This is a genomic window from Streptomyces sp. YGL11-2, assembly GCF_050054615.1.
GTDB lineage: Bacteria > Actinomycetota > Actinomycetes > Streptomycetales > Streptomycetaceae > Streptomyces.
Window position 1 is genome coordinate 1 of record NZ_JBNHIN010000080.1, and the last position, 26,840, is coordinate 26,840.

The 26,840-nt window shown below is 72.3% G+C and carries 26 protein-coding genes and 1 pseudogene; 19 read left to right on the top strand and 8 right to left on the bottom strand.

The genetic code is table 11. The annotated features are described in order from the left end of the window. Positions 1 to 670 (top strand): Hsp70 family protein (locus tag ACO1BR_RS40965; protein WP_426800201.1); only part of this gene is annotated, 670 nt, incomplete at its 5' end. After that, entirely contained in the window at positions 667 to 1,287 is a 621-nt protein-coding gene (gene grpE / locus ACO1BR_RS40970) for a nucleotide exchange factor GrpE (RefSeq protein ID WP_426800202.1), read from the top strand. The genes ACO1BR_RS40965 and grpE, both read left to right, overlap by 4 nt. Positions 1,288 to 1,347: 60 nt before the next feature. Here the strand turns inward: grpE and uppS are convergent, their stop codons facing one another. The 4 genes from uppS to ACO1BR_RS40990 are packed head-to-tail and all read right to left on the bottom strand — an operon-like array spanning position 1,348 to position 4,639. After that, a complete protein-coding gene (gene uppS, locus ACO1BR_RS40975; protein WP_426800203.1) occupies positions 1,348 to 2,124 on the bottom strand; it encodes a polyprenyl diphosphate synthase in 777 nt (258 codons plus the stop codon). A gap of 23 nt (positions 2,125 to 2,147) precedes the next feature. Continuing rightward, complete coding sequence (locus tag ACO1BR_RS40980; protein WP_426800204.1) at positions 2,148 to 2,309, bottom strand: hypothetical protein; 162 nt, start codon at positions 2,307 to 2,309, stop codon at positions 2,148 to 2,150. Between the two features lie 19 nt (positions 2,310 to 2,328). Next, positions 2,329 to 2,973, bottom strand: coding sequence for a LysE family translocator (locus ACO1BR_RS40985; protein ID WP_426800205.1), 645 nt, complete (start codon positions 2,971 to 2,973; stop codon positions 2,329 to 2,331). Positions 2,974 to 3,013: 40 nt separating this feature from the next. After that, positions 3,014 to 4,639: a nitrilase-related carbon-nitrogen hydrolase gene (locus ACO1BR_RS40990; protein WP_426800206.1), complete on the bottom strand. Its 1,626-nt coding sequence runs from the start codon at positions 4,637 to 4,639 to the stop codon at positions 3,014 to 3,016. Positions 4,640 to 4,899: 260 nt separating this feature from the next. Between ACO1BR_RS40990 and ACO1BR_RS40995 the strand changes: the two genes are divergently transcribed. The 4 genes from ACO1BR_RS40995 (at position 4,900) to ACO1BR_RS41010 (ending at position 9,340) form a co-directional block, all read left to right on the top strand. Further along, the gene (locus ACO1BR_RS40995) at positions 4,900 to 6,240 is read left to right on the top strand and encodes a sensor histidine kinase (RefSeq protein WP_426800207.1); all 1,341 of its coding nucleotides are present in this window, start codon (positions 4,900 to 4,902) and stop codon (positions 6,238 to 6,240) included. After that, positions 6,237 to 6,968: a response regulator gene (locus tag ACO1BR_RS41000; protein ID WP_426800208.1), complete on the top strand. Its 732-nt coding sequence runs from the start codon at positions 6,237 to 6,239 to the stop codon at positions 6,966 to 6,968. Before ACO1BR_RS40995 ends, ACO1BR_RS41000 begins: the two co-directional genes overlap by 4 nt. Positions 6,969 to 7,190: 222 nt before the next feature. After that, positions 7,191 to 8,033, top strand: a complete 843-nt coding sequence (locus ACO1BR_RS41005) for an alpha/beta fold hydrolase (RefSeq protein WP_426800209.1) — start codon at positions 7,191 to 7,193, stop codon at positions 8,031 to 8,033. Continuing rightward, entirely contained in the window at positions 8,030 to 9,340 is a 1,311-nt protein-coding gene (locus ACO1BR_RS41010) for a cytochrome P450 (RefSeq protein ID WP_426800210.1), read from the top strand. The genes ACO1BR_RS41005 and ACO1BR_RS41010 overlap by 4 nt, the downstream gene beginning before the upstream one ends. On the opposite strand, the gene ACO1BR_RS41015 is transcribed toward ACO1BR_RS41010, so the two are convergent. Together ACO1BR_RS41015 and ACO1BR_RS41020 are read right to left on the bottom strand one after the other, a co-directional pair. Further along, the gene (locus ACO1BR_RS41015) at positions 9,288 to 10,214 is read right to left on the bottom strand and encodes a glutathione S-transferase C-terminal domain-containing protein (RefSeq protein WP_426800211.1); all 927 of its coding nucleotides are present in this window, start codon (positions 10,212 to 10,214) and stop codon (positions 9,288 to 9,290) included. The two genes, ACO1BR_RS41010 and ACO1BR_RS41015, sit on opposite strands and share 53 nt — an antisense overlap. 165 nt (positions 10,215 to 10,379) lie before the next feature. Further along, positions 10,380 to 10,511, bottom strand: a complete 132-nt coding sequence (locus ACO1BR_RS41020) for a hypothetical protein (protein WP_426800212.1) — start codon at positions 10,509 to 10,511, stop codon at positions 10,380 to 10,382. A gap of 168 nt (positions 10,512 to 10,679) precedes the next feature. Between ACO1BR_RS41020 and ACO1BR_RS41025 the strand changes: the two genes are divergently transcribed. Together ACO1BR_RS41025 and ACO1BR_RS41030 are read left to right on the top strand one after the other, a co-directional pair. After that, positions 10,680 to 11,138 (top strand): RrF2 family transcriptional regulator, encoded by a 459-nt coding sequence (locus ACO1BR_RS41025; RefSeq protein ID WP_159506615.1) that lies wholly within the window; start codon positions 10,680 to 10,682, stop codon positions 11,136 to 11,138. A 183-nt stretch (positions 11,139 to 11,321) separates the two neighbouring features. After that, positions 11,322 to 12,611, top strand: a complete 1,290-nt coding sequence (locus ACO1BR_RS41030; protein ID WP_426800213.1) for an acyl-CoA dehydrogenase — start codon at positions 11,322 to 11,324, stop codon at positions 12,609 to 12,611. A gap of 30 nt (positions 12,612 to 12,641) precedes the next feature. Here ACO1BR_RS41030 and efeB read toward each other — a convergent pair whose 3' ends face one another. Then, on the bottom strand, positions 12,642 to 13,910 hold the full coding sequence (gene efeB / locus ACO1BR_RS41035) for an iron uptake transporter deferrochelatase/peroxidase subunit (protein ID WP_426800214.1): 1,269 nt from the start codon (positions 13,908 to 13,910) through the stop codon (positions 12,642 to 12,644). A 107-nt stretch (positions 13,911 to 14,017) separates the two neighbouring features. After that, the gene (efeU, locus tag ACO1BR_RS41040; RefSeq protein ID WP_426800215.1) at positions 14,018 to 16,162 is read right to left on the bottom strand and encodes an iron uptake transporter permease EfeU; all 2,145 of its coding nucleotides are present in this window, start codon (positions 16,160 to 16,162) and stop codon (positions 14,018 to 14,020) included. Between the two features lie 159 nt (positions 16,163 to 16,321). Here efeU and ACO1BR_RS41045 point away from each other — a divergent pair, with 159 nt between their 5' ends. The 11 genes and pseudogenes from ACO1BR_RS41045 (at position 16,322) to ACO1BR_RS41095 (ending at position 26,733) form a co-directional block, all read left to right on the top strand. Next, positions 16,322 to 17,161, top strand: a complete 840-nt coding sequence (locus tag ACO1BR_RS41045; RefSeq protein WP_426800216.1) for an alpha/beta fold hydrolase — start codon at positions 16,322 to 16,324, stop codon at positions 17,159 to 17,161. Between the two features lie 66 nt (positions 17,162 to 17,227). Further along, entirely contained in the window at positions 17,228 to 18,223 is a 996-nt protein-coding gene (locus tag ACO1BR_RS41050; RefSeq protein WP_426800217.1) for an aldo/keto reductase, read from the top strand. Between the two features lie 439 nt (positions 18,224 to 18,662). After that, the gene (locus ACO1BR_RS41055) at positions 18,663 to 19,811 is read left to right on the top strand and encodes an RCC1 domain-containing protein (RefSeq protein WP_426800224.1); all 1,149 of its coding nucleotides are present in this window, start codon (positions 18,663 to 18,665) and stop codon (positions 19,809 to 19,811) included. Between the two features lie 115 nt (positions 19,812 to 19,926). After that, complete coding sequence (locus ACO1BR_RS41060; protein ID WP_426800218.1) at positions 19,927 to 21,153, top strand: RCC1 domain-containing protein; 1,227 nt, start codon at positions 19,927 to 19,929, stop codon at positions 21,151 to 21,153. 85 nt (positions 21,154 to 21,238) lie between these two features. Beyond that, on the top strand, positions 21,239 to 21,772 hold the full coding sequence (locus ACO1BR_RS41065; RefSeq protein ID WP_426800219.1) for a hypothetical protein: 534 nt from the start codon (positions 21,239 to 21,241) through the stop codon (positions 21,770 to 21,772). A gap of 68 nt (positions 21,773 to 21,840) precedes the next feature. Further along, positions 21,841 to 22,692 (top strand): hypothetical protein, encoded by an 852-nt coding sequence (locus ACO1BR_RS41070; RefSeq protein ID WP_426800220.1) that lies wholly within the window; start codon positions 21,841 to 21,843, stop codon positions 22,690 to 22,692. 116 nt (positions 22,693 to 22,808) lie between these two features. Next, the gene (locus tag ACO1BR_RS41075; protein ID WP_426800221.1) at positions 22,809 to 24,116 is read left to right on the top strand and encodes a hypothetical protein; all 1,308 of its coding nucleotides are present in this window, start codon (positions 22,809 to 22,811) and stop codon (positions 24,114 to 24,116) included. Between the two features lie 356 nt (positions 24,117 to 24,472). Further along, positions 24,473 to 24,877, top strand: a complete 405-nt coding sequence (locus ACO1BR_RS41080) for a hypothetical protein (RefSeq protein WP_426800222.1) — start codon at positions 24,473 to 24,475, stop codon at positions 24,875 to 24,877. Positions 24,878 to 25,252: 375 nt separating this feature from the next. Further along, the gene (locus ACO1BR_RS41085; RefSeq protein WP_426800225.1) at positions 25,253 to 25,762 is read left to right on the top strand and encodes a hypothetical protein; all 510 of its coding nucleotides are present in this window, start codon (positions 25,253 to 25,255) and stop codon (positions 25,760 to 25,762) included. A 172-nt stretch (positions 25,763 to 25,934) separates the two neighbouring features. Continuing rightward, positions 25,935 to 26,231: pseudogene (locus ACO1BR_RS41090) on the top strand (flotillin family protein); the annotation flags it as partial. A gap of 337 nt (positions 26,232 to 26,568) precedes the next feature. Further along, entirely contained in the window at positions 26,569 to 26,733 is a 165-nt protein-coding gene (locus ACO1BR_RS41095; RefSeq protein WP_426800223.1) for a hypothetical protein, read from the top strand. Positions 26,734 to 26,840: the final 107 nt, after the last annotated feature.

The window sequence follows — 26,840 nt, forward strand, 5'->3', positions numbered from 1 at the left end:
CAACCAGCCGTCCGTGCAGATCCAGGTCTACCAGGGCGAGCGCGAGATCGCGGCGTACAACAAGAAGCTCGGGATGTTCCAGCTCACCGGCCTGCCGCCGGCCCCGCGCGGTGTCCCGCAGATCGAGGTCTCCTTCGACATCGACGCCAACGGCATCATGCACGTCACCGCCAAGGACCTCGGCACCGGCAAGGAGCAGAAGATGACCGTCACCGGCGGCTCCTCGCTGCCGAAGGACGACATCGACCGGATGGTCCGCGACGCCGAGCAGTACGCCGAGGACGACCGCCGCAAGCGGGAGGCCGCGGAGACCCGCAACCAGGGCGAGCAACTGGTCTACCAGACCGAGAAGTTCCTCAAGGACAACGAGGACAAGGTCCCCGCTGAGGTGAAGACCGAGGTCGAGACCGCCGTCGGCGAGCTGAAGGAGAAGCTCAAGGCCGAGTCCGCCGCAGGTGACAACACCGCCGAGATCCGCACCGCCACCGAGAGGCTCGCGACCGTCTCGCAGAAGCTGGGCCAGGCCATGTACGCCGAGGCCCAGGCCGCCCAGGCCGCGGGCGGCACGGACGGCGCCGGTGCGCACACGGGCCACCAGGCCAAGGCCGAGGACGACGTCGTGGACGCCGAGATCGTCGACGACGACAAACAGGAAGGGAGCGGACGATGAACCGCCCGACCGATGACGGCCACGTCCCCCGCCCTCCGCTGGCGCTCGTCGGGCACCGTCCGGCGGACCGCCGCCGCGGGACCGCCGCATCGCCCGGCCCGGACCCGGCCGCCGGACGGCCGGCACCGCCCGAGGCACGGCGGCCGACCGCCGGGGGCCTCGACACCCAACAGCCGGAGAGCGAACGGCTGCAGACTGAGCTCCAGGAGCGTACGGCCGACCTCCAGCGCCTGAAGGCGGAGTTCGACAACTACCGCCGGCGGGTGCACCGCGACCGGCTGGCGGTCGGCGAGATCGCCGTGGTCAACGTGCTCGCGCAGATGCTGCCGGTGCTCGACGCCATCGCCGAGGCCGCCGACCAGGGCGAGGTCACCGGCGGGTTCCGGCGCGTCGTCCGGGTCCTCGAAGCCGAACTGACCACCCTGGGCCTGCGATCCGTCGCCGCGCTCGGCGACCCCTTCGACCCCGCCCTCCACGAGGCCGTCACCTACGCCCCCGCCGCACGGGCCGAACGCGCCGTCTGCGATGCCGTCCTGCGCCAGGGGTACCGGGTGGGCGACCGGCTGCTGCGGCCCGCCGAGGTCGCCGTCACCGGGGAGCCGCCGGCACCCCGGTGACCGCACCGCCGGGCCCGGAGGCGTGCGGTGCCGGCACAGGACCCGGCCCTCGGGACTGCTTCAACCGCCGTACCGGCGCTGCCGGTCGGCGTAGCTGCGCAGGGCGCGCAGGAAGTCGATCTCGCGGAACGCGGGCCAGTACGCCTCGCAGAAGTACAGCTCGGAGTAAGCGCTCTGCCAGAGCAGGAAGTTGGACATCCGCTGTTCGCCGCTGGTGCGGATGACCAGGTCGGGGTCGGGGCGGCCGGCGGTGTACAGGTGGCGGGTGATGTCGTCGGCCGTCAGGCTCGCCGCCACCTCGGCCAGCGACGCGCCGGCCTCGGCCCGCTCGTGCAGCACCTCGCGCATCGCGTCGACCACTTCCTGCCGGCCGCCGTAGCCGATGGCGAGGGTGACATGGGCCGGGGTGGCGCAGTCGCGGGTCGCGTCGACGGCGGTCTTGAGGGCCTGTGCGGTGCTGTCGGGGAGGGCGTCGAGGCTGCCGGCGACATGCACCCGCCAACGGGCATCGGGACGGGCGAGCTTGTCGGTGACCACCTGCTCGATCAGCCGCATGAGGAAGGCGACCTCGCCGTCGTCGCGGCGCTGCAGGTTCTCCGTGGAACAGACGAACACCGTGACGTGCTCGATGCCGACGGCCTCGCACCAGGACAGCACCTCGTCGACGTGCTCGGCCCCGTATTTGTGGCCGAGGCTGGGGTTGGCCATGCCCATCTGGCGGGCCCAGCGGCGGTTGCCGTCCATGATCAGCCCGATGTGGCCGGGGCGTTTCCCGGCCAGGACCTGGCCGCGCAGGCGGCGGGTGTAGAGGGCGTAGAGCGGAGAGGTGATCTTCACGGGCGAAGCGTCCTTTCGGTCGGTCAGGCCGGATGACGATCCACCGTACGGGACCGCGCCAGTCCTGCGAGGAAGGCGAGGCCGGCGGTCAACAGGGCGCAGATCAACGGGGTGTTGGCCAGTTGGGCCACAGGGTCGGCGGCGTCCGCAGCGGGCCGGCCCGGCGCGGCCCACAGCACGTCCACGCGCGGCCGCGCGGCGCTGTCAGTCCGCGCGGCCGGTGGCCGCCACCGTCACCCCGAGGCCGATCATCGCCAGCCCGCCCGCGCCGCCGACCAGCGACAGCCGGCGGTCGGAGCGGCCGAGCCAGGTGCGGGCGGCGGTGGCCGTCAGGGCCCAGAGGGTGTCGGTGACCAGGCCGATGCCGATCGGGACCAGGCCCAGCAGCAGCATCTGGACGGGCAGCGCGCCCGCCGAGGGGTGCACGAACTGGGGCAGCACGGCGGCGAAGAAGACCAGGCCCTTGGGGTTGGTGACGCCGACCGCGATACCGTCCGCGACGGTCCGCAGATCGCCGCGCGCCGGGCGCCCGGCCGGCCCCGGCTCACCGGCCGCGAGGTCCTTGCGGTGCCGGATCGCCTGCACGCCGAGGTGGACGAGGTAGGCCGCTCCCGCCAGTTTCACCACCAGGAGCAGGGCCAGCGACCGTTCGAGGAGGGAGCCCAGGCCGAACGCGACGACGGCCACCAGCAAATACGAGCCCAGCATGTTGCCCAGCACCGTCGCCAGTGCCGTACGGCGCCCGTGGGCCAGCGCGCGGCCGATCACGAACAGCACGCTGGGCCCCGGTATCACGATCACCAGCAGCGACATCACCCCGAAGGCGAGCAGCCCGTCGGTGGACACCATGTCGCCCTCCTCTCTCGTTTCCCACTTCCCGTGCGGTACCTCAGTACCTCATTTCACCTGCCGGCGCACCCGTCGGGTCGCCCTGGGCCGCCATCCGCTCCCGCGGTGAGCGGGCCCGCAGCACCCCCGTCGCGAGCAGCGCCGCCACCGCGGCCAGGCACAGCCAGGCGAAGGTGTCGCCGATGCGGTCGTAGATCGTGGTGGCACCGCGCGTCGGCACGTAGGCCACCGTGGTCTGCCGGCCGGTGGTGAAGTAGTCCGTCGTGGCGAGGACTTGGCCGCGGTTGTCGTAGGCGGTCGCTACGCCCTCGGCGTCCTGGCGGACGAGGGCGTAGCCGCTCTCGACGGCGCGGAGGGCGGCCTTCTGCGTGTGCGGACGCCCGTATTCCGCCCAGTCGTGGGAGGGCACGAGCATGATGTCGGCGGGAACCCGCATCATGCCGGGGAAGTCGGCGTCGTAGCAGATGACGTTGGCGAGGCGGCCGTACGGGGTGGTGGCGACCGGGACCTTGCCGTCGCCCGGGGTGAAGGGCTCCGAGCCGGGGACCGGGTGGGCCTTCTGGTACGTCCACAGGACGGTGCCGTGCGGGTCGATCAGCAGCGCCTCGTCGCGGCCGTATGCCGGTCCGGTGGTGCTGTAGACGCTGAGGCTGATCTCCAGGTAGATCCCCGACCGGCGGGCCTCGTGCTGCGCCGCGGCGATGGCGGCGCGTTCGTGCGCCTCCAGGGTCCGGACCCCTCCCTCGGGCCAGACCACGATCTTCGCACCGGCCGCGGCCTCCCGCCGGGTGCCGGCCAGCAGGCTGTCCGCCACGGCGTTCATGGCCGGTTCGAGCCCCGCGGGCGGCGCCGCGGCGACGGACCGGCGGCCACCGATGACGTGGGAGAGCGCCGCCTTCTGGGCGCGGAGCGCGGACGTGTCGGCGGTGATGCCGGCGACCCGCACCGTGGGCGCGCCGGAGGGGAAGAAGGCGATCCGGGCCCCGCCGGCGAGGAGGACGGCCAGGAGGGCCGCGGTGTAGGTGAACACGGCCCGGCGCACCGGACGCCAGGAGGCCGTCTCCCAGACCAGGTTCACCACGCCCGCGCACCAGGCGATCAGGAAGCCGATCCCGTAGGAGCCGGTGACCGAGACGAGTTGCAGCAGCGGCAGGTTGCCGTACTGCGTGGCCGCAAGGGAACCGTACGCGCCGCCGAACGGCGTCAGTTGGGTGATCACGAACTCGGCCGCGACGACGGCCGAGGGATAGACGAGCAGCGCCATCCAGGGACGCAGCCGGCGGACCAGCAGCCGGTCGAGGAGGTACGGCACGGTCAGCAGCGCGGCCAGGGCGACCGCGCCGCCGAGGGTGACCGGACTGAATCCCAGCGCCGACTCGAAGAGCCAGAACACCGCCGCCGCGATGTTGGCCAGCCAGAGCCAGAGCATGCCGGACGCCACCCGGCCGGTGCGGCCGAAGCGCAGCAGCAGCACCGGGAAGAGCCACGCGGCGGCGGCGATGTCCCAGCGTCCGCCAACCGCGAGGAGCTGTACGGCGGCGCCGAGCGCCAGCATCGGGTAGCGCCACCGGGCCGGTGGCGCGGGCACACCGCTCCCCGGATGCCCCGTACGCCTGCCGGCCTCGCTCGTCCCCCTGTCGTCACGCGTCTGCGTATGGGTGCGCATGTCCTCCGCCTTGTTCGTCGGGTGTGGGTTCATCGGATCTGGTGGATCGGGTCGTCCAGCGGCCGGTGCGGGCTGTCGCTTCCGGCCGGTACTCGACGCTAGGGAACGGCGGGCCCGCGCCGCCTCGTCCCGGCTGCCGATCTGCCGCGGGCCCGCGCAACTTTCGATGCGCCGCAACTTTCGATGCGCCGGGACACCGGCGGATCCCTCCCTGCGGACGATTCCGCCCGCGGCGCGGCTCGCTAGCCTGACCACCGGACATGAACGCACACCCCATGACAGCCCTGCGCGCCGCGCGGCGCCGGTTCGCCGGCCGGCGCCCCTGGCTGACCGATCTCGCACTCGGCGGCGGACTGACCGCCGTCGACGTGGCGACCCTGTTGGCCCGGCACCCGGCGCCAGGCCCGGCCGGCGTCCTGCTCTGGGCGCTGCAGACCCTTCCGCTCTTCTGGCGCCGCCGATACCCGCGTACGGTCCTGGCGGCGATGACCGCGGCCTTCATCGCCTTCGAGGTGCTGGCCCCCGTGCCGGGGAAGACGCCGGGGCCGTTCCTGCTGGTCTTCGGCGTGTACGCGCTGGCCCGCTGCACCCCGCTGCGGGTGAGCCTGCCCGGGACCGCGCTGTCGCTCGCCGCGGCCGTGGCGACGGACCTCCTCACCGGCCAGGCCGGGCCGCCGAAGCTCGGCTCGCTGGAGCCGATCACCGCGACGACGTTCGCGGCCTTCTACGCCGTCGCCTGGCTGCTGGGGTACGGACGGCGGCGGATCAGCGTCCAGGCCGGCCGGCTGCGCGACCTCAACGCCCGGCTGCACGACGTCAACTGCCGGCTCCAGGACGCCAACGAACGGCTCCGCGCCGAGCAGGAGGCCAACGCCCGGCAGGCCGTCGCCGCCGAGCGGACCCGTATCGCCCGCGACCTCCACGACGTGGTCGCCCACCACGTGAGCGCCATCGCCCTACAGGCGCGGTCCACCGAGGAGATCATCGAGGACGTCCTCCGGGACGATCCGGGCGGCGCCCTCCGGGACGACCTGCGGGGCGTGGCGCGGATCGCGGAGACCGCCGACACCGCGCTCGTCGAGATGCGCCGCATCCTGGGCCTGCTCACCGCCCGGGACGAGGAGGCGGACCTGGCGCCGGAACCGTCCCTGCGGCACCTGGACCGGCTGTTCACCGCGGTCGGATCGGCCGGCTGCGCGGTGACCGCGACGCTGGACGAGGACGCGCTCGGCGACGTCCCGCCCGCGCTCCAGGTCTCGGCCTACCGCATCGTGCAGGAGGCGCTCACCAACGTCCTCAAGCACGCGGGTCCGGCGGCCGTCTCGCTGACCGTGCGGCACGACGGGGCGGCGCTGGCGGTGGAGGTCGAGAACGGCCCGCCGGTCGCCGGCCACCGGCCCGTGCCCGGCTCCGGCCGCGGCCTGATCGGCATCCGCGAACGCGTCGCGGCCTTCGGCGGCACCGTACGCACCGGCCCGCGGCCGCACGGCGGTTGGCGGCTGCACGCCACACTCCCGGTCCCGCTCCCGGCGGGCCCGGCCCCTTCCCGGCCGGTGCCGCCCACCCCGGAAGTCCCCTTCAGCCCGGAGGTGCCGTCATGACCGACCCCGCCCTGCGCGTGCTCATCGTCGACGACCAGGCGATGGTCCGGGACGCGCTGCGCGCCGTCATCGGCCGCCGCGCCGGGTTCTCCGTGGTCGGCGACGCCGCCGACGGCGCGCAGGCCGTCGCCCTGGCCCGCTCGCTCCGCCCGGACGTCGTGGTCATGGACGTCCGGATGCCGGGAATGACGGGTGTGGAGGCCACCCGCCGCATCCTCGCCGACTGGCCGCACCCGGAACCGCCGCCCCGCGTCCTCGTCCTCACCACCTTCGACCTGGACGAGTACGTGCACGCGGCGCTGCGCGCGGGCGCCTGCGGCTTCCTGCTCAAGAACAGCCCGCCCGACCAACTGGCCCACGCCATCCGCGTGGTGGCCGACGGCGAGTCGATGCTCGCCCCCAGCGTCACCCAACGGCTCATCGGCGCCTTCACCGCGCTGCCCGCCGGTCTCCTCCCCGGCGCCCCGCGGACCGGCCGCGGCCGCGCCACCGACCTCGTCGGCACCCTCACCGAGCGCGAACTCCCCGTGCTGGTCCTGGTCGCGCAGGGCCGCTCCAACCTCCAGATCGCCGAGGCCCTGGGTCTGACCGAGGCCAATGTGAAGAGCCGCGTCAACCGCATCCTGACCCGCCTGGGCCTGGACAACCGTGTCCAGGCGGCGCTCCTCGCCTACGAGGCGGGCCTCCTCCCGGCCGCCGCCCCTTCCGAGGACCCGCACCGACCGTGACTCCCCCGAACCGGGCGGCGGACGCGCCTGGCTGACGTATCGTCAGGCAGCTGGAGGGGCGGCCCGCGCTCTCCCGCCGCCGGCTCCCCCGGTCCCGGACCGGCGCGCGTGGCACTCTTGCGGCCCGCCGCGGTGACGTCCAGTGTGAGCGGAGTTGTCCACCACCGGTGGTGTGCGGCCGGGTGGCCGTCACCGTCCCACGTCACACGTCTGGAGTTGAACGTGGCTTCCTTCGTACTGCCCCACGCCCTGCACGGCAGCGGATCGCACAAGGTCATCGCCGTGCACGGCTGGTTCGCCGACCGGTCCGCGTTCGACCCGGTCCTGCCCGACCTCGACCGGGACACGTTCCAGTACGCGCTGGTGGACCTCCGCGGCTACGGCGAGGCCCGGGCCGAGACCGGGGCGTACACCACGGGCGAGGGCGCGGCCGATGTGCTGGCGCTGGCCGACCTGCTGGGCTGGGAGCGGTTCTCGCTGATCGGCCACTCCATGGGCGGCAGCGTCGTGCAACGGGTGCTGGCCGCGGCACCGCACCGGGTACGCCGGCTCGTCGGGATCTCGCCAGTGCCGGCCTCCGGGATGCCGATGCCGCCGCAGCAGTGGGAGCTGTTCGCCTCGGCGGCGCACACCCCGGAGAACCGGCGGGCCATCATCGACCTCACCACCGGCGGCCGGCGCCCCGCCGCCTGGCTCGACCGGATGGTCCGGCGGTCCCTGGAGCGCAGCGACCCCAAGGCGTTCCGGGCCTGGCTGGACTCCTGGGCCGGCGACGGGTTCGCGGCCGAGGTCGAGGGCTCGGCGGTGCCGGCGCTGGCGGTGACCGGTGCGCTGGACCCGGCCCTCAGCGCCGAACTGGCCCGGCAGACCTGGATGCGGTGGTACACCGACAGCACGCTGCTGGACCTGCCGTCGGCCGGTCACTACGCCATGGACGAGACACCGCTGGAGCTGATCCGGGCGGTGGAGGACTTCCTGCGGGCCGACGACGGTGCCGGGGGCGGCGGCGGGGACGGCCATGCGGAGGGACGAGGGCACGGCGGTGACGGACCGGCGGCCGGATGACGCCCGTGCCGTCCCCGGCTCCCCGGCCCCCCGGCGCCGCTCCCCCGGACGCCGTCCCCGACGTCTTCGATCCCCGCGTCCACGCCGCCGGGCTGCCGCACGGCGCGTACCGGCTGCTGCGCGACCGGCACCCGGTCGCCTGGCAGGACGAGTACGAGGTGCTCGGCTGGCCCGCCGGCCCCGGCTTCTGGGCGGTCACCCGGCACCGCGACGTCGTACGGGTCCTGAAGGACGCGCGGACCTTCTCCTCCCACCTGGGCGCCACCCAGATCCGCGACCCCGACCCCGCCGACCTGCCGTTCGTCCGCCGCATGATGCTCAATCAGGACCCCCCGGACCACGGCCGGCTGCGGCGCCTGGTCAGCCGCGCGTTCACCCGCCGCCGGGTCGACCGCTTCGAGACCGCCGTACGGAACCGGGCCCGCGGCCTGCTCGGCGCGGCGCTCACCGCGGCCCGGGGCGGCGACGGCGTCTGCGACCTCGTCACCGCCGTCACCGACGACTTCGCACTGCTCAACCTCGCCGATCTGCTCGGCGTACCGCCCGGTGAGCGCGGGCTGCTCCTCGACTGGACCCGCCGCGTCATCGGCTACCAGGACCCGGACGAGGCCGGGCCGCCCGCCGCCGGCCCCGACGGCCGGCCCGTCGACCCGCGCTCCCCTTCGATGCTCCAGGACATGTTCGCCTTCGCCCGCGAGCTGGCCGCGCACAAGCGGCGGCACCCTGCCGACGACGTCATGACCGCGCTCGCCGCGGACCCCGAACTGACCACGCCCGAACTGGAGATGTTCTTCTTCCTGCTGACCGTCGCCGGCAACGACACGGTGCGCAGCGCGGCCCCCGGCGGCCTGCTGGCACTGGCCGGGCACCCCGCCGCGTACCGCGCGCTGCGCGGCGGCGCGGCGGGGATGGCGACCGCCGTGGACGAACTGCTGCGCTGGCACCCGCCGGTACTCAGCTTCCGCCGGACCGCCGTGCGCGACACGGAGCTGGCGGACCGCCCGATCCGCGCCGGCGACAAGGTGGTCGTCTTCCACGCCGCGGCCAACTACGACGAGCGGGTCTTCGCCGCCCCGCACCGACTGGACCTGTCCCGGGCCCCGAACCCCCATGTCTCCTTCGGCGACGGCTCGCACGTCTGCCTGGGCGCCCATCTCGCCCGGTTGCAACTGCGGGTGCTCTACGAGGAGATGTGTGCCGCGGTGCCCGCTGTGGCGGTCGCCGGACCGCCGCAGCGGCTGGTGTCGAACTTCATCAACGGGCTGAAGTCGCTGCCGCTGAGGGTCGCGGACGCGGGGCGGGCGTAACGGCGTCCGGTGCCGTCCAGTCCACGATCTGCACCGCCGCCCCGGCTGCCTCCCGGCCCCGGCAACGGGCGTGGTGACGGCGGGCGATGGCGTCCAGGTCGAGGTGGCGGCCGAACGCGGGGTGCGCCGCCAGCCGGCGGGCGTAGGCCCACAGCCGGCGGTGGCCGGCGATCCGGTGCACGGCCGCGGCGTCCAGATGCCAGCGGTGGACGGTGTCCAGCTGGACGAGCGTCACCCACAACTGCACGTCGGCGGCGCCGATTTCGTCGCCGAGCAGATACGTCCGGCCGGCCAGCCGCCGCTCCAGCGACGCCAGGGCGGCCAGGAGGGTGCCGACGGCGGCCTCGTAGCCGGGGTGGCCGGCGCCCAGGCCGCCGGCGTGCTGCGCGGCGTCGTTGACCTCCCGCTCGCAGAGCCGGTCGAGGGCCGCGGTCTCGTCGCGGGCGTGGTCCGGGTGGAGGCCGGGACCGTGCGCCCCGAACTGCTCCGCCAGGTCGTGCAGGATGTCGGGGGCGTGGGTGCTGACGATCCGTCCGGTCCAGCTGTCGCTGAGTACGGGCGCGGCGGCCGGCCCGGAGTACTGGTGCGCACTGGCCTCGTACAGCGGGCGCAGCGCGGAGTATCCGCAGTCCGGGGCGTCGGGCACGGCGGGCAGCAGGGTCACCGGGAGGGTGTCGCCGAGCTCCAGGAGGCCGTGGGTGATGGCGATCCTCAGACAGTGCGGACAGGACGGCGAGAGGTGCAGCCGGTAGCGGTGCGGGACGGGGTAGTGGCCGCTGCGCGCGTCGGAGCCGATCCGGCCGCGGAGCGAGGCGGCGGCGCCGGGTGCGTCCGCCGTGGCGGACGGCGCGGAGGTGGCGGGGGTGGTGGTCATACGAGTCCCTGGGGGCGAGGTCCGGTTCACGGACGTACGGATGGGCACGTACGGGCGTGGGGGGTTGGGGGAGCGACGGGCGCCGCGCGGCGGACATCGGGCACACGGAGGGTGCCGGGTCCGAGGGGGGCGGCGCGGAGCGGTGGGCGCGCGCCCTGTGGCGGCTCAGGCGAGGAGACTTGCCGCGCTGCACACCCGCAGCAGGTCGATGTGCCGGCGCGAGGTCAGCAGGGCCGAGAGGGGAAGCCGCCGGGCCGCGCGGTGTGCGCGGTCGTCGCCCGGCTCTGCGTGCCCCATGGATTCCCACCCGTTCACTAGGGTTCCCGCCCATGAGTGTCGAGCCGCCGTCGCGCCGCGTCAAGGGGATGCCCCGCACCCGGCCACCGGACGGGCGGGTCGGCGCACGGGGAGGGGTGAACGCCGGGGGCCGCGCCCGGCCCCCCTCCCCTCGGGGATAATGCCGCCATGCGGATCTCAGCCAGAGCGGACTATGCGGTGCGTGCCGCCCTGCAGCTCGCTCACGCCCGGGACGCGGGGCCGCTCAAGGCAGAGGCCATCGCCGACGCCCAGGACATTCCGCACAAGTTCCTCGAAGGCATCCTCAACGACATGCGCCGGGGCGGCCTGGTCCTCAGCCAGCGCGGCGGCAACGGCGGCTACCGCCTCGCCAAGGCCCCGGAGGACATCAGCATCGCCGACGTCATCCGCGTCGTGGACGGCCCGCTGGTCTCCGTACGCGGCGTCCGCCCACCGGAGTTGTCGTACACCGGCCCCGCGGAGTCCCTGCTCCCGCTGTGGGTCGCGCTGCGGGCCAATGTCCGGGAGATCCTCGACGGCGTCTCCCTCGCCGATGTCGCGACGTCCGAACTCCCCACGCGGGTCTCCGCACTGACGCAGGACCCGGCCTCCTGGACGAACCCCTAGGCCCTGCCCGGCGTACCGCGACGGCTACCGGCGCGGCGGCCGTACGTCCGGAATACGACACCCCGTTGTCCACCCCTTGAACAACCCTTGCCCTGAACCAAGTTCGGCAGCATCATCGTGAATTCCAATTCCCTACCAATCCAGTGGGAAAACCAGGAAAGCCGGAGGACGGTGAACGGCGCCATGCCGAAGAGGTCCGCAGCACCCCCCGCCGCCCCTCAGGCCGGCTCCCCGGCGGAGGACGACGTCTGGCCGCGCGTCGCCCGCGAACTCGCCGACGATCTCGCCGTCGACGCGCTCAGCCGCGACCGCGCCGGCAAACCGCCGTTCGACGAACTCGCCCGGCTCCGGGAAGCCGGTCTGCCGGCCCTGCTGACCCCGCCCGGACCGCTCCGCGGCGGCAGCGACTGGCGCACCGCCTGCGCGGTCATCCGGGAGATCGCCGCAGCCGACGGATCCATCGGCGAACTGCTCGGCCGCCACTACGCGCTGACCTGGAGCGCCCGCTTCTTCGGCACCCCGGAAACCGCCGACGCGCTGGAACGCGGCACCGCCGCCGCGCAGTGGCTGCTGGCCGGCGACACCACGGTCCCGGGCGCCGGTTCCGACGCCCCCGCTCCGGCCCGTGCCACCGCGCCCGCCGGCCTCACCCTCACCCCCACCACGGCCGGCTATCTCCTCAACGGCCGCCGCTCCTTCGCCGCCGGCGCCACCGTCGCCGACCGGCTGGTCCTCGGTGCCGCCTGCACCACCACCGGCGACTCCCTCATCGCCCTCGTGGACCCGGCCCACCCCGGCGTCACCGGCGACCCGGACCACGACCGCCTGGGGCAGCGTCTCACCGGGGCCGGCACCCTCACCTTCGACGATGTCCCGGTGCCGCCCGCCGGCATTCTCGGCTCGGCCGCTCACGACGAGCACCACGTCACCCCGTACGCCACCCTGGCACCGCTGGCGCTGCGCCTCGCCCTCGCCCACGTCGGCCTGGGGATCGCCGAGGGCGCGCTCGCCGAGGCCCGCGACGTCAGCCGCGCGGCCCCGCACAACTGGCCGGCGGACGACCCGGACACCGCCGCGTACGGGGAGCAACCGGGCGGCGACCCCTATCTCCTGCTCGCGTACGGCGAGTTGGTCGCCGCCGCGCACACCGCGGCGGCGGTCGTGGAACCGGCGACCGAAGCGCTGGCGCGGGGCCTGCTGATGGGCCAGGACCTCGGGGTCGACGAACGCGCCGATATCGCCGTGCTCGTGGCCGCCGCGGAGGCGGTCACCAACGAGTCCGCGATCCGGATCACCACCCGCATCCTGGAGCTGACGGCCACCGCGGACACCCCCGCCCACGACCCCGGTTTCGACCGCTTCTGGCGGAACGCCCGCGTGCTCACCGCCCAGCGCTCCCCCGCCCACAGCCTCCGCGCCATCGGCGACCACTATCTGAACGGGACGCAGCCGCCGCTGATGCTGCGGATCTGAGCACCGCCCGGCGGCGCGTCCCGGGGGACGTCAGGCGGCGGCCAGCATGCTCCGGCCGAGCCAGTCCGAGGAGTCCCGGACACCCGGCAGCGCGAAGAAGTACCCGCCGCCGGTCGGCGATATGTAGTCGACCAGCGGCTCGTCGATCAGCCGCGTCTGCGTTGCCTCGAACTGGCGGCGGACGTCCTGCTGGTAGCAGCAGAAGACCAGTCCCATGTCGAGGTTGCCGACGTTGTCGACCCCCCGGTCGTAGTTGTAGCCGCGGCGCAGGATGCGGGAGTCGTCGGTGGCCGCGGTACGGGGGTTGGCCAGGCGTATGTGGGCGTCGAGCGGGATGGCGTTGCCGTGCGGGTCCTTGCTGTAGACCGGGGCGTCGTTCTCGTTCGCGCCGTCCAGCGGGGCACCGGTGTCCTTGCGGCGGCCGAACATCTTCTCCTGTTCGGTCATCGAGACGCGGTCCCAGAACTCGACCAGCATCCGGATGATCCGGATGACCTGGTAGCTGCCGCCGGTGGCCCAGGACGGCTCGCCGAGATGGTCGCCCACCCAGATCAGCCGGTCCGTCTCGCGCGCGGAGTGCACGTCCGGGTTGACGATGCCGTCCTTGAAGCCGAGCAGGTTGCGCTGCGCCCCGGCCGGCCGCGGCTCGTTCTGGAACCCGTCGATGCGCCACTTGATCTGCATGGCGCCACGGGTGTGCCGGGCGATGTCACGCAGCGCGTGCAGCACGACGTCCTGGCGTGCCGCGCAGATCTGGAGCGAGAGGTCGCCATGGCATTCGGCGGCCTGAAGGTTGTCGTTGGGGAAGGTCCGCATCGGGGTGAGCCGGCGCGGCCTGGCCTTGGCGAGGCCGAACCGGTCGTCGAAGAGCGAGGCGCCGACGCCCAGCGTCACGGTCAGCGCGTCGGCGGGCACGACCGGCCCGAGGATCCCGTTGTCGGACGGCGGGGCGCCGACGCCGAGGTCGGCGGGGGTGCCGCCGGCGGTCAGGAAGCGGGCGCGCTCGGTGATCGTCCGCAGCAGGTCGGTGAGTTCTCTGCGGTTGTCCGCGATGACGTTGAGCGAGGCGAAGGCGGCGGCGGCGGGCTGCGGTGTGACGATGCCGGCCTGGTGCACGCCGTGGAACGGCACCTTCCCGGAGTTCGCCGTCTCGGCGGCCGACGCCGTACCGGCCCGGCTCAGGGCGAATCCGCCGCCGGCCAGCGCCGCTCCGGCCGCACCGGCGCCGAGCGCGGTCTTCACGAACGAGCGCCGGTCGGCGGGGCAGCGGCCCTGCGGGCCGGGCGTTTCGGCGGACATCTCGGGGTTCCTTTCGGAGCGTGCATCACGGGGTGCGGGGTGGGCGGTCGGCGCGGCGTTCCCCGGCCGGGGTTCCGGGCTGCCGGACGTGCGGTCTTCCGGTGTCATCAGGCGGACTTCCGGATCTCCAGCAGGTCGGGCACCGGAGCGAGGTGCTCCAGCAACTGCCCGGTCGTGCCGTTCAGCCGGGCCCGCACCGTCGCGTCGAGCTTGTCGACCGGCGTCCAGGTGCTGTCGTGGTGCGCGCCGTCCAGCAGCTTCTGGAGCCGGTCGATGTCGCCGTCGATCGTCGCGAGCAGCTGCGGATCGCGCTTGGTGATCAGCGGGCGCAGTACGCCGAGGAGTTCCCGCGTGCCGGAGAGGTTGGCGTCGGCGGTGGCGAGGTTGGTGCCGCTGCCCTCGTCGGTGTCGCCGGTCAGCTCGAACTGGAGGGTGTTCTCCAGGATCTCGTGGGTCCGCAGCGGCAGGTCGCCCGGGTCGAAGTCCTGCGCGGGGAATGCTTTCTTCAGCCCCACGACATCGCTGTTCAGCTGCTTCGCGGGCCCGCTCAGCTCATCCGCGGACTGTCCGTGCCACAACCCGTACTCGATCTTGTGGAACCCGTTGAAGTCCTTGTCGTGCACCCCCGCCGGGAGCCCGTCGGCCCGCCCGTTGATCTTCTTGTCGAAGTCCTGGAAGGTGCCGTAGGCCGCGCCGAGCGAGGAGTACGTACGGTGCGCGGTGAGCCAGTCCGTCCGCGCGCTGTCCAGGTCGCCGCCCGCGATGTCGTCGCTGAGCTGCTGCGTCTGGGACACCAGCGTGCCCAACCCCTGGTCGACGTACTGCTTGTACTGGCGCAGCGGGCCGGCCAGATCGTCCTCGGAGACCGGCACGACGGCCCTGGCGGCCCCGCCGCCGGTGACCCGTACGGCGGCGGAGGTGACGGGCTTTCCGCCGGTGGGCACACAGCGCCAGGCGTACGAGCCGCCGGCGACGGTCGCGACCAGGTCCCGGGTGGTACCGGGCGCCAGGCCCTCGATCTCCCCGTACACCGCGTTCGACGCGGGGTCGACGAGGTACACCTCGGAGGTCTTGTCCCCGGTGTTGTGCATCTGGAAGGTCTGCCGTCCCGGCTTGGGCGCGGTGAACCCCTTGCCGCACTCCTTCTCCGACACCGAGACGGTCTGAGCGTCGGCGGGCTTGGACCTGCCGAAGGCGACGATGCCACCGGCGATGACGGCGGGCACGGCGACCACCGCGGTGGGCAGCAGCCAGCCGGGCCGCTTCCTGGGGGCGGCGGACCGTACCGGCGCGGACTGCGGCGCGGCGGCGGGCTGTTCGGCGCCCTCGGCCGCCGGCTCGCCACCGGCCCTTGCCCCCTCCTCCGAAGCGGACTGCGCCACCGCCGCCTCCGCGACGGGCTTCTGCTCCGCGGACTTCTGCTCCGCCGGCTTCGCCGCGGAAGACCGTACGCCGCGGACGAACAGCGTCATCACCACGGCGAGATACGCGACATACGCACCGGCCTGCACCCAGGTCATCGCCGGCGTCAGGTTGAGGACACCCTGCACCAGGGTGCTGTACCAGGCGCTCGGGTCGACGCTCTGGCTCAGGTCGAAGGCGAACGCGGTCTTGCCGGGGAGTACGCCGCCCTCCTGAAGGTCCCGCAGTCCGTAGCCCAGGACGCCCGCGGCGATGACGATGAGCACGGCACCGGTCGCGGTGAAGAACCTGGTGAGGTTGATCTTCAGCACCCGGCGGTACAGCCCCCAGCAGAGCCCGGCGGCGATGACGAGTCCGATGCCGGCCCCGATCATCGGCCCGGCGGACTCACCTGCCGCACGCGCCGTGGTCCACAGGAACAGCGCGGTCTCCAGCCCCTCGCGGCCCACGGCCAGGAAGGAGGTGACGATCAGCATGCCCGACCCCATGGCGAGCGCTCCGGTGACCTTCTCCTTGATCTCCCCGGAGAGGCTGCGCGCCGAGCGGCGCATCCAGAACACCATGCCGGTGACGAACGCGACGGCGATGACGCTGAGCGCGCCGCCGAAAGCTTCCTGCGCGGTGGCCGAAAGCGAGGCGGCGGTGAAGGTGAGCACCGCCCCGAAGCTCAGCGCCAGCGCGATGGCGGCGAGCACACCGGTCCACACCTGCGCCAGGCGCGACTTGGCACCGGCCCGTACGAGACTGGCGACGAGGATCGAAACGATGAGTCCGCCTTCCAGACCTTCTCGCAAGCCGATCAAGAAGCTCGGAAACGCGTCGTCCCACATATGTGTCCTCCCCGGCCGGACCTCGCCGGTATGCCTTGCCTCAGTTAGCGAAGGCATACCTTAGTCAGCCGGCCTGATTATGTCTACGCAGGTGTAGTCACTTGGTCACGGGGCGGCAAAGAGCCCAGCTCACATCCCATACGCCGGAATACTGCACGGATGGACTCGATCTACCGCAGCGAGCGAGGCCGGGACCTCATCCGCACCTGGTGCCACGACCGGCTGACCGCGTGGCCGGTGCCGCACGAGCGGACGGCGCTGACCGCCAACGGCGCCCGGACCCACCTGGTCCTCGCGGGCTCCGGCCCGACCACGGTCGTCTACGTCCCCGGCACCAACTTCAACGCCGCCGCATCACTGCCCATGGCCACCTCCCTGGTCACCGCCGGCTGCCGGGTGGCGATACCCGACGTCCCGGGCCAGCCCGGCCTGAGCACCGCCGAACGCGCGCTCCCCGACGGCACGTTGTCCTGGTACGGCACCTGGCTGAGCGAGACGATCGAGCACCTCGCGACCGCACCGGTCGTGGTCATGGGCCACTCCTTCGGCGCCGCCATCGCCCTGTCCGCCGACTCCCCCCGGATCGAGCGACTGGTACTGCTGTCCCCCGGCGGCCTGACGAAACTGAGACTGCCGCCGGCGCTGCTGGCCGCCGCTGCCGCCTGGTTCCTCCGCCCCACCCCCAAGCGCAGCGCCCGGCTCCTGCGCGCCATGCACGCCCCCGGCCGCAGACCCCGCGAGGAGTTGGTGCACTGGATGACACTGGTCGCCCGGCACGCCCGCTCCAGCGCCGACCCCGGCCCCGCCGCTCCGCCGCCGCGCTCCATCCCCCGCCTCCTCCTCACCGGCGAGCACGACGTCTTCCTCCCTCCCCGCCGGCTCGCACCGGTGGTACGTGCCACCCTCGGCACCGAACTCCGCGTCATGCCCGACGCCGGGCACCTGATCGTCGAAGAGCACACCGACCGCCTGGCCACTCTGGTGCAAACCCAAGCCTGACGAAGCCGGCGCCGGCATCGCTTTCCGGCCACCCCTCACCATGACGGGCACCACACAAGGAGGACCATGAAGTACCGCCGGCTCGGACACAGTGAGTTGGACGTATCCGCCGTAGGACTCGGATGCATGGGGATGTCGATCGCCTACGGTCCGGCCGACGAGACCGAGGCCCTCCGCACCCTCGACCGCGCGGCCGAGCTGGGCGTCACCTTCCTCGACACCGCGGACGCGTACGGGCGCGGCGCCAACGAGGAGTTGCTGGGCCGGTGGCTGCGGCGGCGGGACCCCAGCACGGTGGTCCTCGCCACGAAGTTCGGGCTGCGGCACGATCCGGCGAGCGGCCGGGTCGACCGGGTCGACACCTCGCCCGCCCATGTCCGCGCGGCCTGTGACGCCTCGCTGCGCAGGCTCGGTGTCGACCACATCGACGTCTACTACGTCCACCGCCGCGACCCGCAGACACCCGTCGAGGACACCATCGGCGCCATGGCGGATCTCGTCGCCGCCGGAAAGGTGCGCTGTCTGGGCCTGTCCGAGGTGAGCCCCCAGACACTGCGCGCGGCGCACTCCGTCCATCCCGTCAGCGCCGTGCAGATGGAGTACTCCCTCTTCACCCGCGACGTGGTCGAGGGCGAGATGCTCGCCACCTGCCGCGAACTCGGCATCTCGGTCACCGCCTATTCGCCTCTCGGACGCGGCATGCTGACGGGAGCGCTCACCTCGCGGGACCAGCTCACCGAAGACGACAACCGCAGGCGCTGGCCGCGCTTCTCCGCCGGCAACCTCGACCGCAACCTCGCCCTGGTCCGGTCCCTCACCGACATCGCGGCCGACATCGGCTGCACGCCGTCCCAGGCCGCCCTGGCCTGGCTGCTCGCGCAGGGCGACGACATCGTGCCCCTCCCCGGCACCAAGCGCGTGCGCTATCTCGAAGAGAACGCCACCGCCGCGGACTTGGCCCTTTCCTCAGAGCAACTCACCCTGCTGCGAAGAGCGTTCCCCCTCGACGCGGTGGCCGGCGACCGCTACCCGCAACAGGCCCTGCACCGCCTGGGCCACTGAGGTACCACCCCCGACCCCTCCCCCGCGGTGACGGCTTCACCATGCCTGGACCGCCAGGCGGTGCCCGGACCGGTTCTCTCAACTCGCCTCCTGCGCAAAGGAGATGGGATGCGGTCCGAGCAACCACCCTGAACGACGCGTAGCCGCGACGGCATCGCCGGGCGGCGAGAACCGTATAGCACCCCCAGCAGATTCACCCATATGTCCGTTAGGCCATTGGAGTGCCGGATACCCCGTTGGGGGTGACGTTGGGACAGCCTGCGCATACCTGGAGTCATCCGATCCAAAGATCCGTCCGAGCCCGGTGGATTCTGTCCAACTTCCCACTGAGGCAACGCTTTTGACGAAGGGACGGGTGGATTTGCGAAGGACGACGAGCAGGACGCGCAGGTCGGGCAAGGGGTGGGGCACCCGGCGGACGGCGCCGGTGGTGGCCGCGGTGCTGGCGGCGCTCGCCGGACCGACTGTCGCGGGACCGGCACAGGCCGCTCCCGGACCGGAGGTGTTCAGCTGGGGCGCGGGAGGCGCAGGCCAGTTGGGCAGTGGGGGAACCGGGGACCGCTGGTCTCCGGGCCCGGTGATGGGTATGCACCGCGGGGAGGTGCGCAGAATCTCCGCCGGGGGGACGGGCAGCGGCGACTCCTTCGCCGTGGCGCAGTTGGAGAACGGCACCGTACGCGCCTGGGGCCATGGCTCCGCCGGCCAGTTGGGCACCGGAAGCCGCAGCGACCGGAGCACCCCGGACACGGTGAACGGGCTGCGGGACGTGAACGATGTCGCGGCGGGCGGCGCGCACGCGCTGGCGATCAGCAAGGGCCGGGTGTGGGCCTGGGGCGACAACGGCGACGGCCAACTGGGCAACAACCGTTCCGGCGACGACAGTACGTCCCCGGTGCGGGTGCCGAGCATCTTCATGGCGCGACAGGTGGCGGCGGGCTGCGACTTCAGCATGGCACTGATGGAGGACGGCACGGTGTGGTCGTGGGGGAACGGCTCCCACGGCCAACTCGGCACCGGAGAACGGAAGTCGGAGTCCGTGCCACAGGAGGTCAAGGGGCTGAGCCATATCGCCGAGATCGCGGCGGGGTGCCACCACGGTCTCGCCCGCACCGAGGACGGCACCGTCTGGACCTGGGGGGACAACCTCAAGGGGCAGCTGGGCGACGGAACCACGAAGGGCAGCAGCGCGGAGCCCGTCAAGGCCCGGTGGCTGCGCGACATCCGCAAGATCACCGCCGGCGCGGACCACAGTTTCGCGGTCCGCAACGACGACACCGTTTACGGCTGGGGCGAGAACCGGGACGGGCAGTTGCTGGAGACCGACCCGTCCGACGACACCGGCCTGAGCCGGACCAACCGCAACACGCCCGTGGCGATCGACGCGCTCGAAGGGGCCCGTGACCTGGCCGCGGGGCGCAGCCATGACCTCGCCATCCTCGACGACAAGGTGGTGGCCTGGGGCGCCAACGGCGAAGGCCAACTCGGCGACGGCACCGCCCTTGCCCGCTACAAGCCGGTGACCGCCGCCCATGGGGACTTCCACCACGTCGCCGCGTCCCTGGCTGGTAATTCGAGCTACGCGTACTGAGACGCCTCCTGGCCCGCCTGCGTGCGGGGCCGCATCCCGACTTTCGTACGGCGTTGGAGCCTGCCTCCGCGCCACCACCTGTGAAAGGCATGCCTGAATGCAGAAGATGCAGAAGATGCAGACAGCCCGACGTACCCGACGTACCCGGCGCCGACTGCGCGGAGTGTGCGGTGCGGTCGCGGTCACCGCGGCACTGGCCGTGATCGCCGGGACGGCCGTACCGGCCGCGGCCGGTACCGCGTCGCCCGACCCCTGGGTCTACAGCTGGGGCCAGAACGCCTCGGGTGAGCTCGGCAACGGATCCACCGTGGCGCAGCAGACCCCCGGGCCCGTCCTGGGACTGGCGCGCGAGGACGTGAAATCACTTGAGGCCGGCGGCAATACGACCACTGGCCCGTTCGCCGTGGCGTTGCTGAAGAACGGCACGGTCAAATCCTGGGGGGACAACACCTACGGCCAACTCGGCAACGGATCCACCACCTCCCGTGCCTTCCCGGCCGCCGTCGCGGGACTGGACGGGGTCCGGTCGATCGCCGTGGGCTGCCACCACGCCCTGGCTCTGAAGAACGGGCGAGTGTGGGCCTGGGGCTACAACGAGTTCGGTCAGTTGGGCGACGGCACGAACAGCGCGAAGAACACCGGCGTCGCCAGGCCCGTGGCGGTACAGGGACTGGACAAGGTCAAGGCGATCGCGGCCGGTTGCTATTCCAGTCTGGCACTCCGCCAGGACGGCACCGTCTGGGCTTGGGGCCGCAACAGTAATGGTCAGCTGGGCAACGGCACCACCACCGACCGCAACACCCCCCAGCAGGTACCCGAATTGGAGGGAGTGACCGCGATCGCCGCGGGAGTGCTCCACGCGAGCGTTCTCACCAGCGACCACAAGGTCAAGGCGTGGGGCTCCAACAGCAACGGCGAACTGGGCAATGACAGCACCACCAGCAGCAGTTCACCCGTCGATGTGCAGCACCTTGAAGGCGTGGCGAGGCTCTACGGCGGCCCCCACGACACCTTCGCGGTTCTTGAGGACGGCAGCGTCAAGGGATGGGGGTGGAATGCCAGCGGTCAGCTCGGCGACAGCACCAAGATCAACCGCACCAGCGCCGTGGCCATCGCCGGCCTGACCGGCGTCCGGGAACTCGCCCCCGGACGCGACCACACCCTCGTCCTCCGCGACGATCAATCAGTCGTCACCTATGGCGCGAACGCCAACGGCCAGTTGGGCAACGGCAGTACGGCGAGCGCGGAGCGCGCAGACCAGCCGGCCACCGCCCTGCCCGCCCACAGCGGTGTGACCCGTCTCGCCACGGGCCGTAACGCCGCCTTCAGCTTCGCGTACTGAGCGCCCGGGCACGGCGGCTACCCACCACGACGGGCGCCGCCGTGCCCACCACTCCGATCGACCACATCTCGAAGGGAATGACGCAATGAACCTCCGTACCACCCGCACCCGCACGGCACTCGTCCTCGCCGCCGCAGTCTGTGCCGCCACCCTGTTCGGCGCGCCGGCCGCCATCGCCGCCCCACTGTCGGCGCCGCGTCCCGTCTCCGCTCCCGTGGCCGCGCCCGAGCCGCCGTGCGACGAGAACGACAAGAAGTGCCAGGAGGAGAACAAGCGCGGGCAGGAGGAGCAGCAGGTCGACTCCGGGCGGGAGCAGGTGTCGAAGGACTCGGCGGCGGCCAAGGAGGACATCTCCAAGGCCAAGGGCCAGGTCGAGGAGTGCAAGCCGGAGTCCAAGGAGTGCATGGGCAAGCTGGTCGGTGACGGCGCGGAGCAGAAGGAGGGGATGGCGGACACCCAGAAGAAGTTGGGCGACTTCCACCCCGAGGCACAGAACGACGCCGGGGCCGCGGTGGGCAGCACCTGCGACAACTTCGCGAGCATGTTGCCGGGGGCGGCGATGAAGCACCACGACGGTGAGGAATCCCTCACCGACATGTGCGAGGCGATGGCCAAGTGAGCGCCCGCATGGTGTCCCGTCGTTCTTCTTCCCGTAGCCGTCGGGCCCGGCGGTCCCGCGTCCTGCCGGTGACCGCGCTGGCGCTGGCCGCACTCCTCCCGGCCGCCGGCTCGGTGGCCGCCCAGCCGCTGCCCGAGCCTCGTCCGCAAACGACAGCAGGATCCGTGCACGAGGACGCCCAGGGGCCGGCCACTCCGCTGCCCGGGGCCCGTCCCACCATTCCCCAGGCACGGGCGTTCGACAGGAACAACAAGCCGATGGCATCGGTGTCCCCGGTGCTGCGCTACTGCAACAAGAATCCCAAGGGCTGCAACTTCAAGATGACCCGGGCCCTCCCCTTCCAGTTCACCAGCGTGGTGAAGTCCCTGGGCAACGCGGTCATCAACTGCACCAACAGACCCATCACCGTGGAACGCACCGTCCAGCTCCAGACCGGCAGCCAGGACAACCTCGGCGGCGAGATCACCGGCTCCATCGCCCTGGAGGGCAACATCAACGTCTCCGGGGAGGTGTCGGCCGGCGTCAACGGCGAGGGGAACGTGACCGCCAAGACCCCCCTGATGGACAAGGGGCCGATGGCCGAGGCGGGCGCCAAGGCGGGGGCGAACGCCAGCGGCAAGCTCGGCGGCCAGCTGGGCTTGAAGGCCACCTTCTCCGGCGCCTTCAAGGCCCACTACCAACGCACCTGGACCACCACCCACACCGAGTCCACCATGTACCGGATGGAGGTCAAGTCGGGAGACACCCTGGTCTTCGCCGCCAACGCGGCCATGGAGCGCATCTTCGGCATCCTGACGACCAACAACGGCCAGCGGATCACCAACGTCATCGTCGACGCCCCGTCCTCGGTCAACAGCAGCTCCTTCATCGCCCGGACCGACACCACACCCGGCGGTACCTGCAACCAGCTGCGCCCGTAGGGAACCACCCCGGGCATCGGCCGCACGGCGTCCCGCGGCACCGCCCCGGTCCGCGGCACCGCCGCCGGCTCGACCCCGCTCCCCGCCGACCTCGCACGAAAGGCCCACAAGAGCCCGTGACCCGAACCGGTCGATCCCCCCACCGGCCCCGTCCGGCACGTACCGCCACCGCACTCGTCACCCTGGCCGGCACCCTGCTGGCCGGGCCGGCCCTCACGCCGCAGGCATCCGCGGACCCCGCCACCCGCCAAGTGCCGGTCATCAACGGTAACTTCGCCGCACCGGGCTTCACGGCGTCCGGCAGCGGCGACAAGCTGACCGGCTGGACCGTCCCGTACCCTTTCCGGCTGCTGCCCGCAGACGCCCGCCATCCCGACGGGCTTCCCGCCGTCCTGCTACGCAACAAGCGCACCACGGACCAGAGCGTGAGCCAACGCCTGCGCGGCGTACGGGCCGGCGCGAAGGTGACCGTGACCTTCGACGACAGCACCGGCGGTCTCAGGAGCGCCTGCTCCAAGGACCAGATCGCGAACGGCCAGCCGTACACCCTCCAAGGCTCCGGCGGCACCCGGCAGACCTTCACCACCGACCCGGGCAGCACCGACTGGCACCGCGACCGCACCTACACCTTCACCGCCGACGAGAACGAACCGCTGATCACCTTCGCCTCCGCGCAGACCAAGGGGTCCTGGGACTGCGGCCCGCTCCTCGCCAAGGTCCGCGCCACCGACCTACCGCCCCCGGTCGACAAGACCATCGACAAGGACCGGCTACCCGCCCCCGAAGCCTTCGAAGGCAACGAGCGCATCGACGCCAGAAAAGCCGCCGACCACTGCGCCAACAGCCGCAACACATGCACCTTCACGGTCGACGAGCCCTACTCCTACACCTACTACGACAAGGCCCGCGTCATCGGCGAGGCGTACCTCAACTGCAGCCGCAGTACCGTCAACCACGACCGCCCGGTCGACTTCACCGGCCACTCCTACGACAGCCTGAGCCAGCACGCCGACATCGACCGGCTGCCCAACCCCAAGGACAACCTCCACCAGCAGTTCCTCAAGGGGTTCGCCAAGAGCTCACCGCAGCCCTGGCGTTGGGACACCGCCACGGGCCGCAGGATCCACGAGACCATCGAGGCCGGCGAGGTGTCCTGGATCGAGGGCCAGCCAGGCCGCCAGCGCGTCGACGGCTGGTTCGTCGGCGACGGCGAGGCCCCCGACAAGCAGATCCGCCTCCACGTCGTCGCCGACGGCCCCTCCGCCCTCGTCCCCGACCGCATCTACCAGCGCACCGGTCCGTTCACCGCGGCCGAGAAGAGCCGCTGCCGCTCTGAGCGGCCGACCGCCCCCACCCCGGTGGACGCGGGCGCACCGGCAACCGGCACCGACCGGGAGAGCAAGGGGGACCGCGGAATGCCCTGACCCGCCGACGACCACAGCCACAGGTGAGCAGGTGAGGGGCCGGGGCGCCGGCCCCTCACCGCGCTGCCGGTCACCGGCCTCCTGGGTGGTGCGTACGGCGCAGGCACGGACGCGGGCGCTGAACACCGCCCGGATGCTCGACGGTGAATCACCCGGCGGCGAGCTGTCGTTCCCTAGCCTGCTCCGCAGAAGCCCGTTCCCTCCCCGGCCTGAANCAGGCACGGACGCGGGCGCTGAACACCGCCCGGATGCTCGACGGTGAATCACCCGGCGGCGAGCTGTCGTTCCCTAGCCTGCTCCGCAGAAGCCCGTTCCCTCCCCGGCCTGAAGCCCCGGGCAGCCCCGAAGGAATCCCTGTGAAGAAGCCTCTGATGAAGACCGCCACCAGCACGGCGCTGGCTCTCGCCGCCCTCCCGCTGGCCGCGCTGGCCCTGGCCGCCCCGGCTCACGCCGATGACGGCACCATGCCGAACGTGAGCGGCAAGGGCCTGGTGTCCGCGTACCAAGCCCTCGACTACAGCACCCACGTCCAGCTGAAGGACGGCCGTGGCACGAGCCGCCATGTCCTGTGGCCCGGCAGCTGGAAGGTCTGCGAGCAGCAGCCGGCGCCCGGGGCGCGGCTGGGGCATCAGAAGATCACGCTCACCGTGGTCAAGTCCCACGAGGAGTGCGGTACGCGGGCGACGGGCGGGTCTTCCCACCAGCACCGTCGTCACGGCGCCGCCGTCCACACCCGCTCCTGGGCCATGCCGCGGACGTGAATCAGTCTCCGGACACAACACAGTCCCCGGGAGTCCGCGTCGTCACCATCTGCCTCACTCGTCGGTGAGGCTCCGGTATCGCGGGGCTTCCGGGGGCCTAGCCAGAGCCACGTCAAGGGTCTCCTGCCAACAAACGTCTTTGTCGACGGTGCGGCTCTCCGGTTGTCTGGTGTAAACACCAGTTTCCTCCCGATTCGCCCAGAGTCAAGAGGGAAAGTGGAGGGATCTGGCCGGCTCACCGCCAGGACGCCACGACGTCAACGGAACGTAAAGACTGCCGGGATTCGGCAATGTCCGGTGGCCGTCCCGGATGGCACGATCATCCCCGTTCGAGCGAGGTGAGCGAGCGAGGGAGGGCCGCCGATGGGGCTGCCAATGGCCTGGTTTCTTGGTCTCGGCGTGGGCGGGATCGTGGTGCTCGTACTGTCGCTGATCTTCGACGGGGTACTGGAGGGACTGTCCGGCGGCGTCCTGGACGGGCTCTTCGACGGGCTGCTGTCACTGCCGGTCATTGCCGGGTTCCTGTCGATGTTCGGGTGCGGCGGCGCGATCGCGCTGGGCGGCACCGGGCTCGGGGCCGGTGCTGCCGTGGCGATCGGCCTGGCCACGGGCGGCGTGGCGGGATGGTCCACCTGGAGGTTCAGCCGGGTGCTGATGCGGGAGCGGACGGCCGCCGTCCCGCGCCGGGAGGATCTGGTCGGCACCGCCGGGTCGGTGGTGACGGCGATTCCGGCCGACGGGTTCGGCGAGGTGCTGGTCCGGCTGGCCGGGCATCCGGTGAAGCTGGCGGCCCGCAGCGCGGTGCCCGTGGACCGCGGCACCGAGATCTGGGTGGAGGCGTCGCTCTCGTCCACCTCGGTGGCGGTCCGCCCCGTCGAACGCTGAGACGGCGCCCGGGCCACCCGCGCCCGCCGGGCACCCCGGCGTCCTGCCTCGCCCCGCCCCGGGTGCCGCAGCCGGTGCCCTCCTCTCTCCCGCGCTCCATCGCACCAGTACACACACCTTGATCTGCCTACCCCTGGGAAGGCAGGGGGGACTATCCATGAGTTCAGTCATAGCCGCCGTCACAGGCGTCGTCGAGGTCCTGCCGCAGGTCGTCGCCAAGGCGCCCGAACCGCTGGGCGCGGTGGACAAGTTGACCGTCATCTCCACCGACGGCGCGGGCCAGTTGCCCCGTACGGTCGCCAACAACGTGGCCCAGGGGGTGGAGCTGCTCGGGTCGGTGTCGGGGGTCGACCTGGGCGCTCTCCTGAAGCGGGTCACCGGCGGCGCGGACGCCGTCGGCGGCACCGGCGAAACGGACCCGGCTCACGCCACAGCGGCGGCGAACGGCCGCATCGAGGTCACCGACTAGCCTCGCCCGCAGAGCGGTTGCCGCCCCTGGTACCGCCCCTGACTCGCGCTCTTCGTGGGCGGGCAGGGGCGGCAGCCACCCCGGACCGCACCGCGCCACCGTGAGCAACCACCCCTCCACCCACGGCAATCACGCCGCTTGACCGAATCATCCCTTTTGCCTGAATTTTCATATAACGTTCTTGTTGGGATCGCGGGCCCGACGTAGGGTCGATACCGTCGCGGCGGGATCGTTCCAGCGGAACGAACCTCAGGAACGCCCCGACGGGCGCGCCGAATCGCCAGCCAGAGCACGATCCGGGGAAGTCGCGGCGAAGCACGATGCACAGGAGGCGAAGATGACCTTCAAGGCACTCTTCCCCCGCCTACGCAGGAACGATCGAGTCCGTTACGGCGGAGACTGGGATGACTGGGGTTGGCGCGGCGGCTACGGCTACGGCGGTTGGGGCCGTTGGGGTCGTTGGGGCGACGGCGGCAACAGCCTCGTCGTCATCCTCCGGTAGTGACCTGATCTGCTGTCATCGCATCCGAGCGGCAGCTGTCGACCACTGAGAGATGCGTCGGGTCCACGGAACCGGCGCACGGCCCGAGGCGGGCCCGCGAGTGCCAC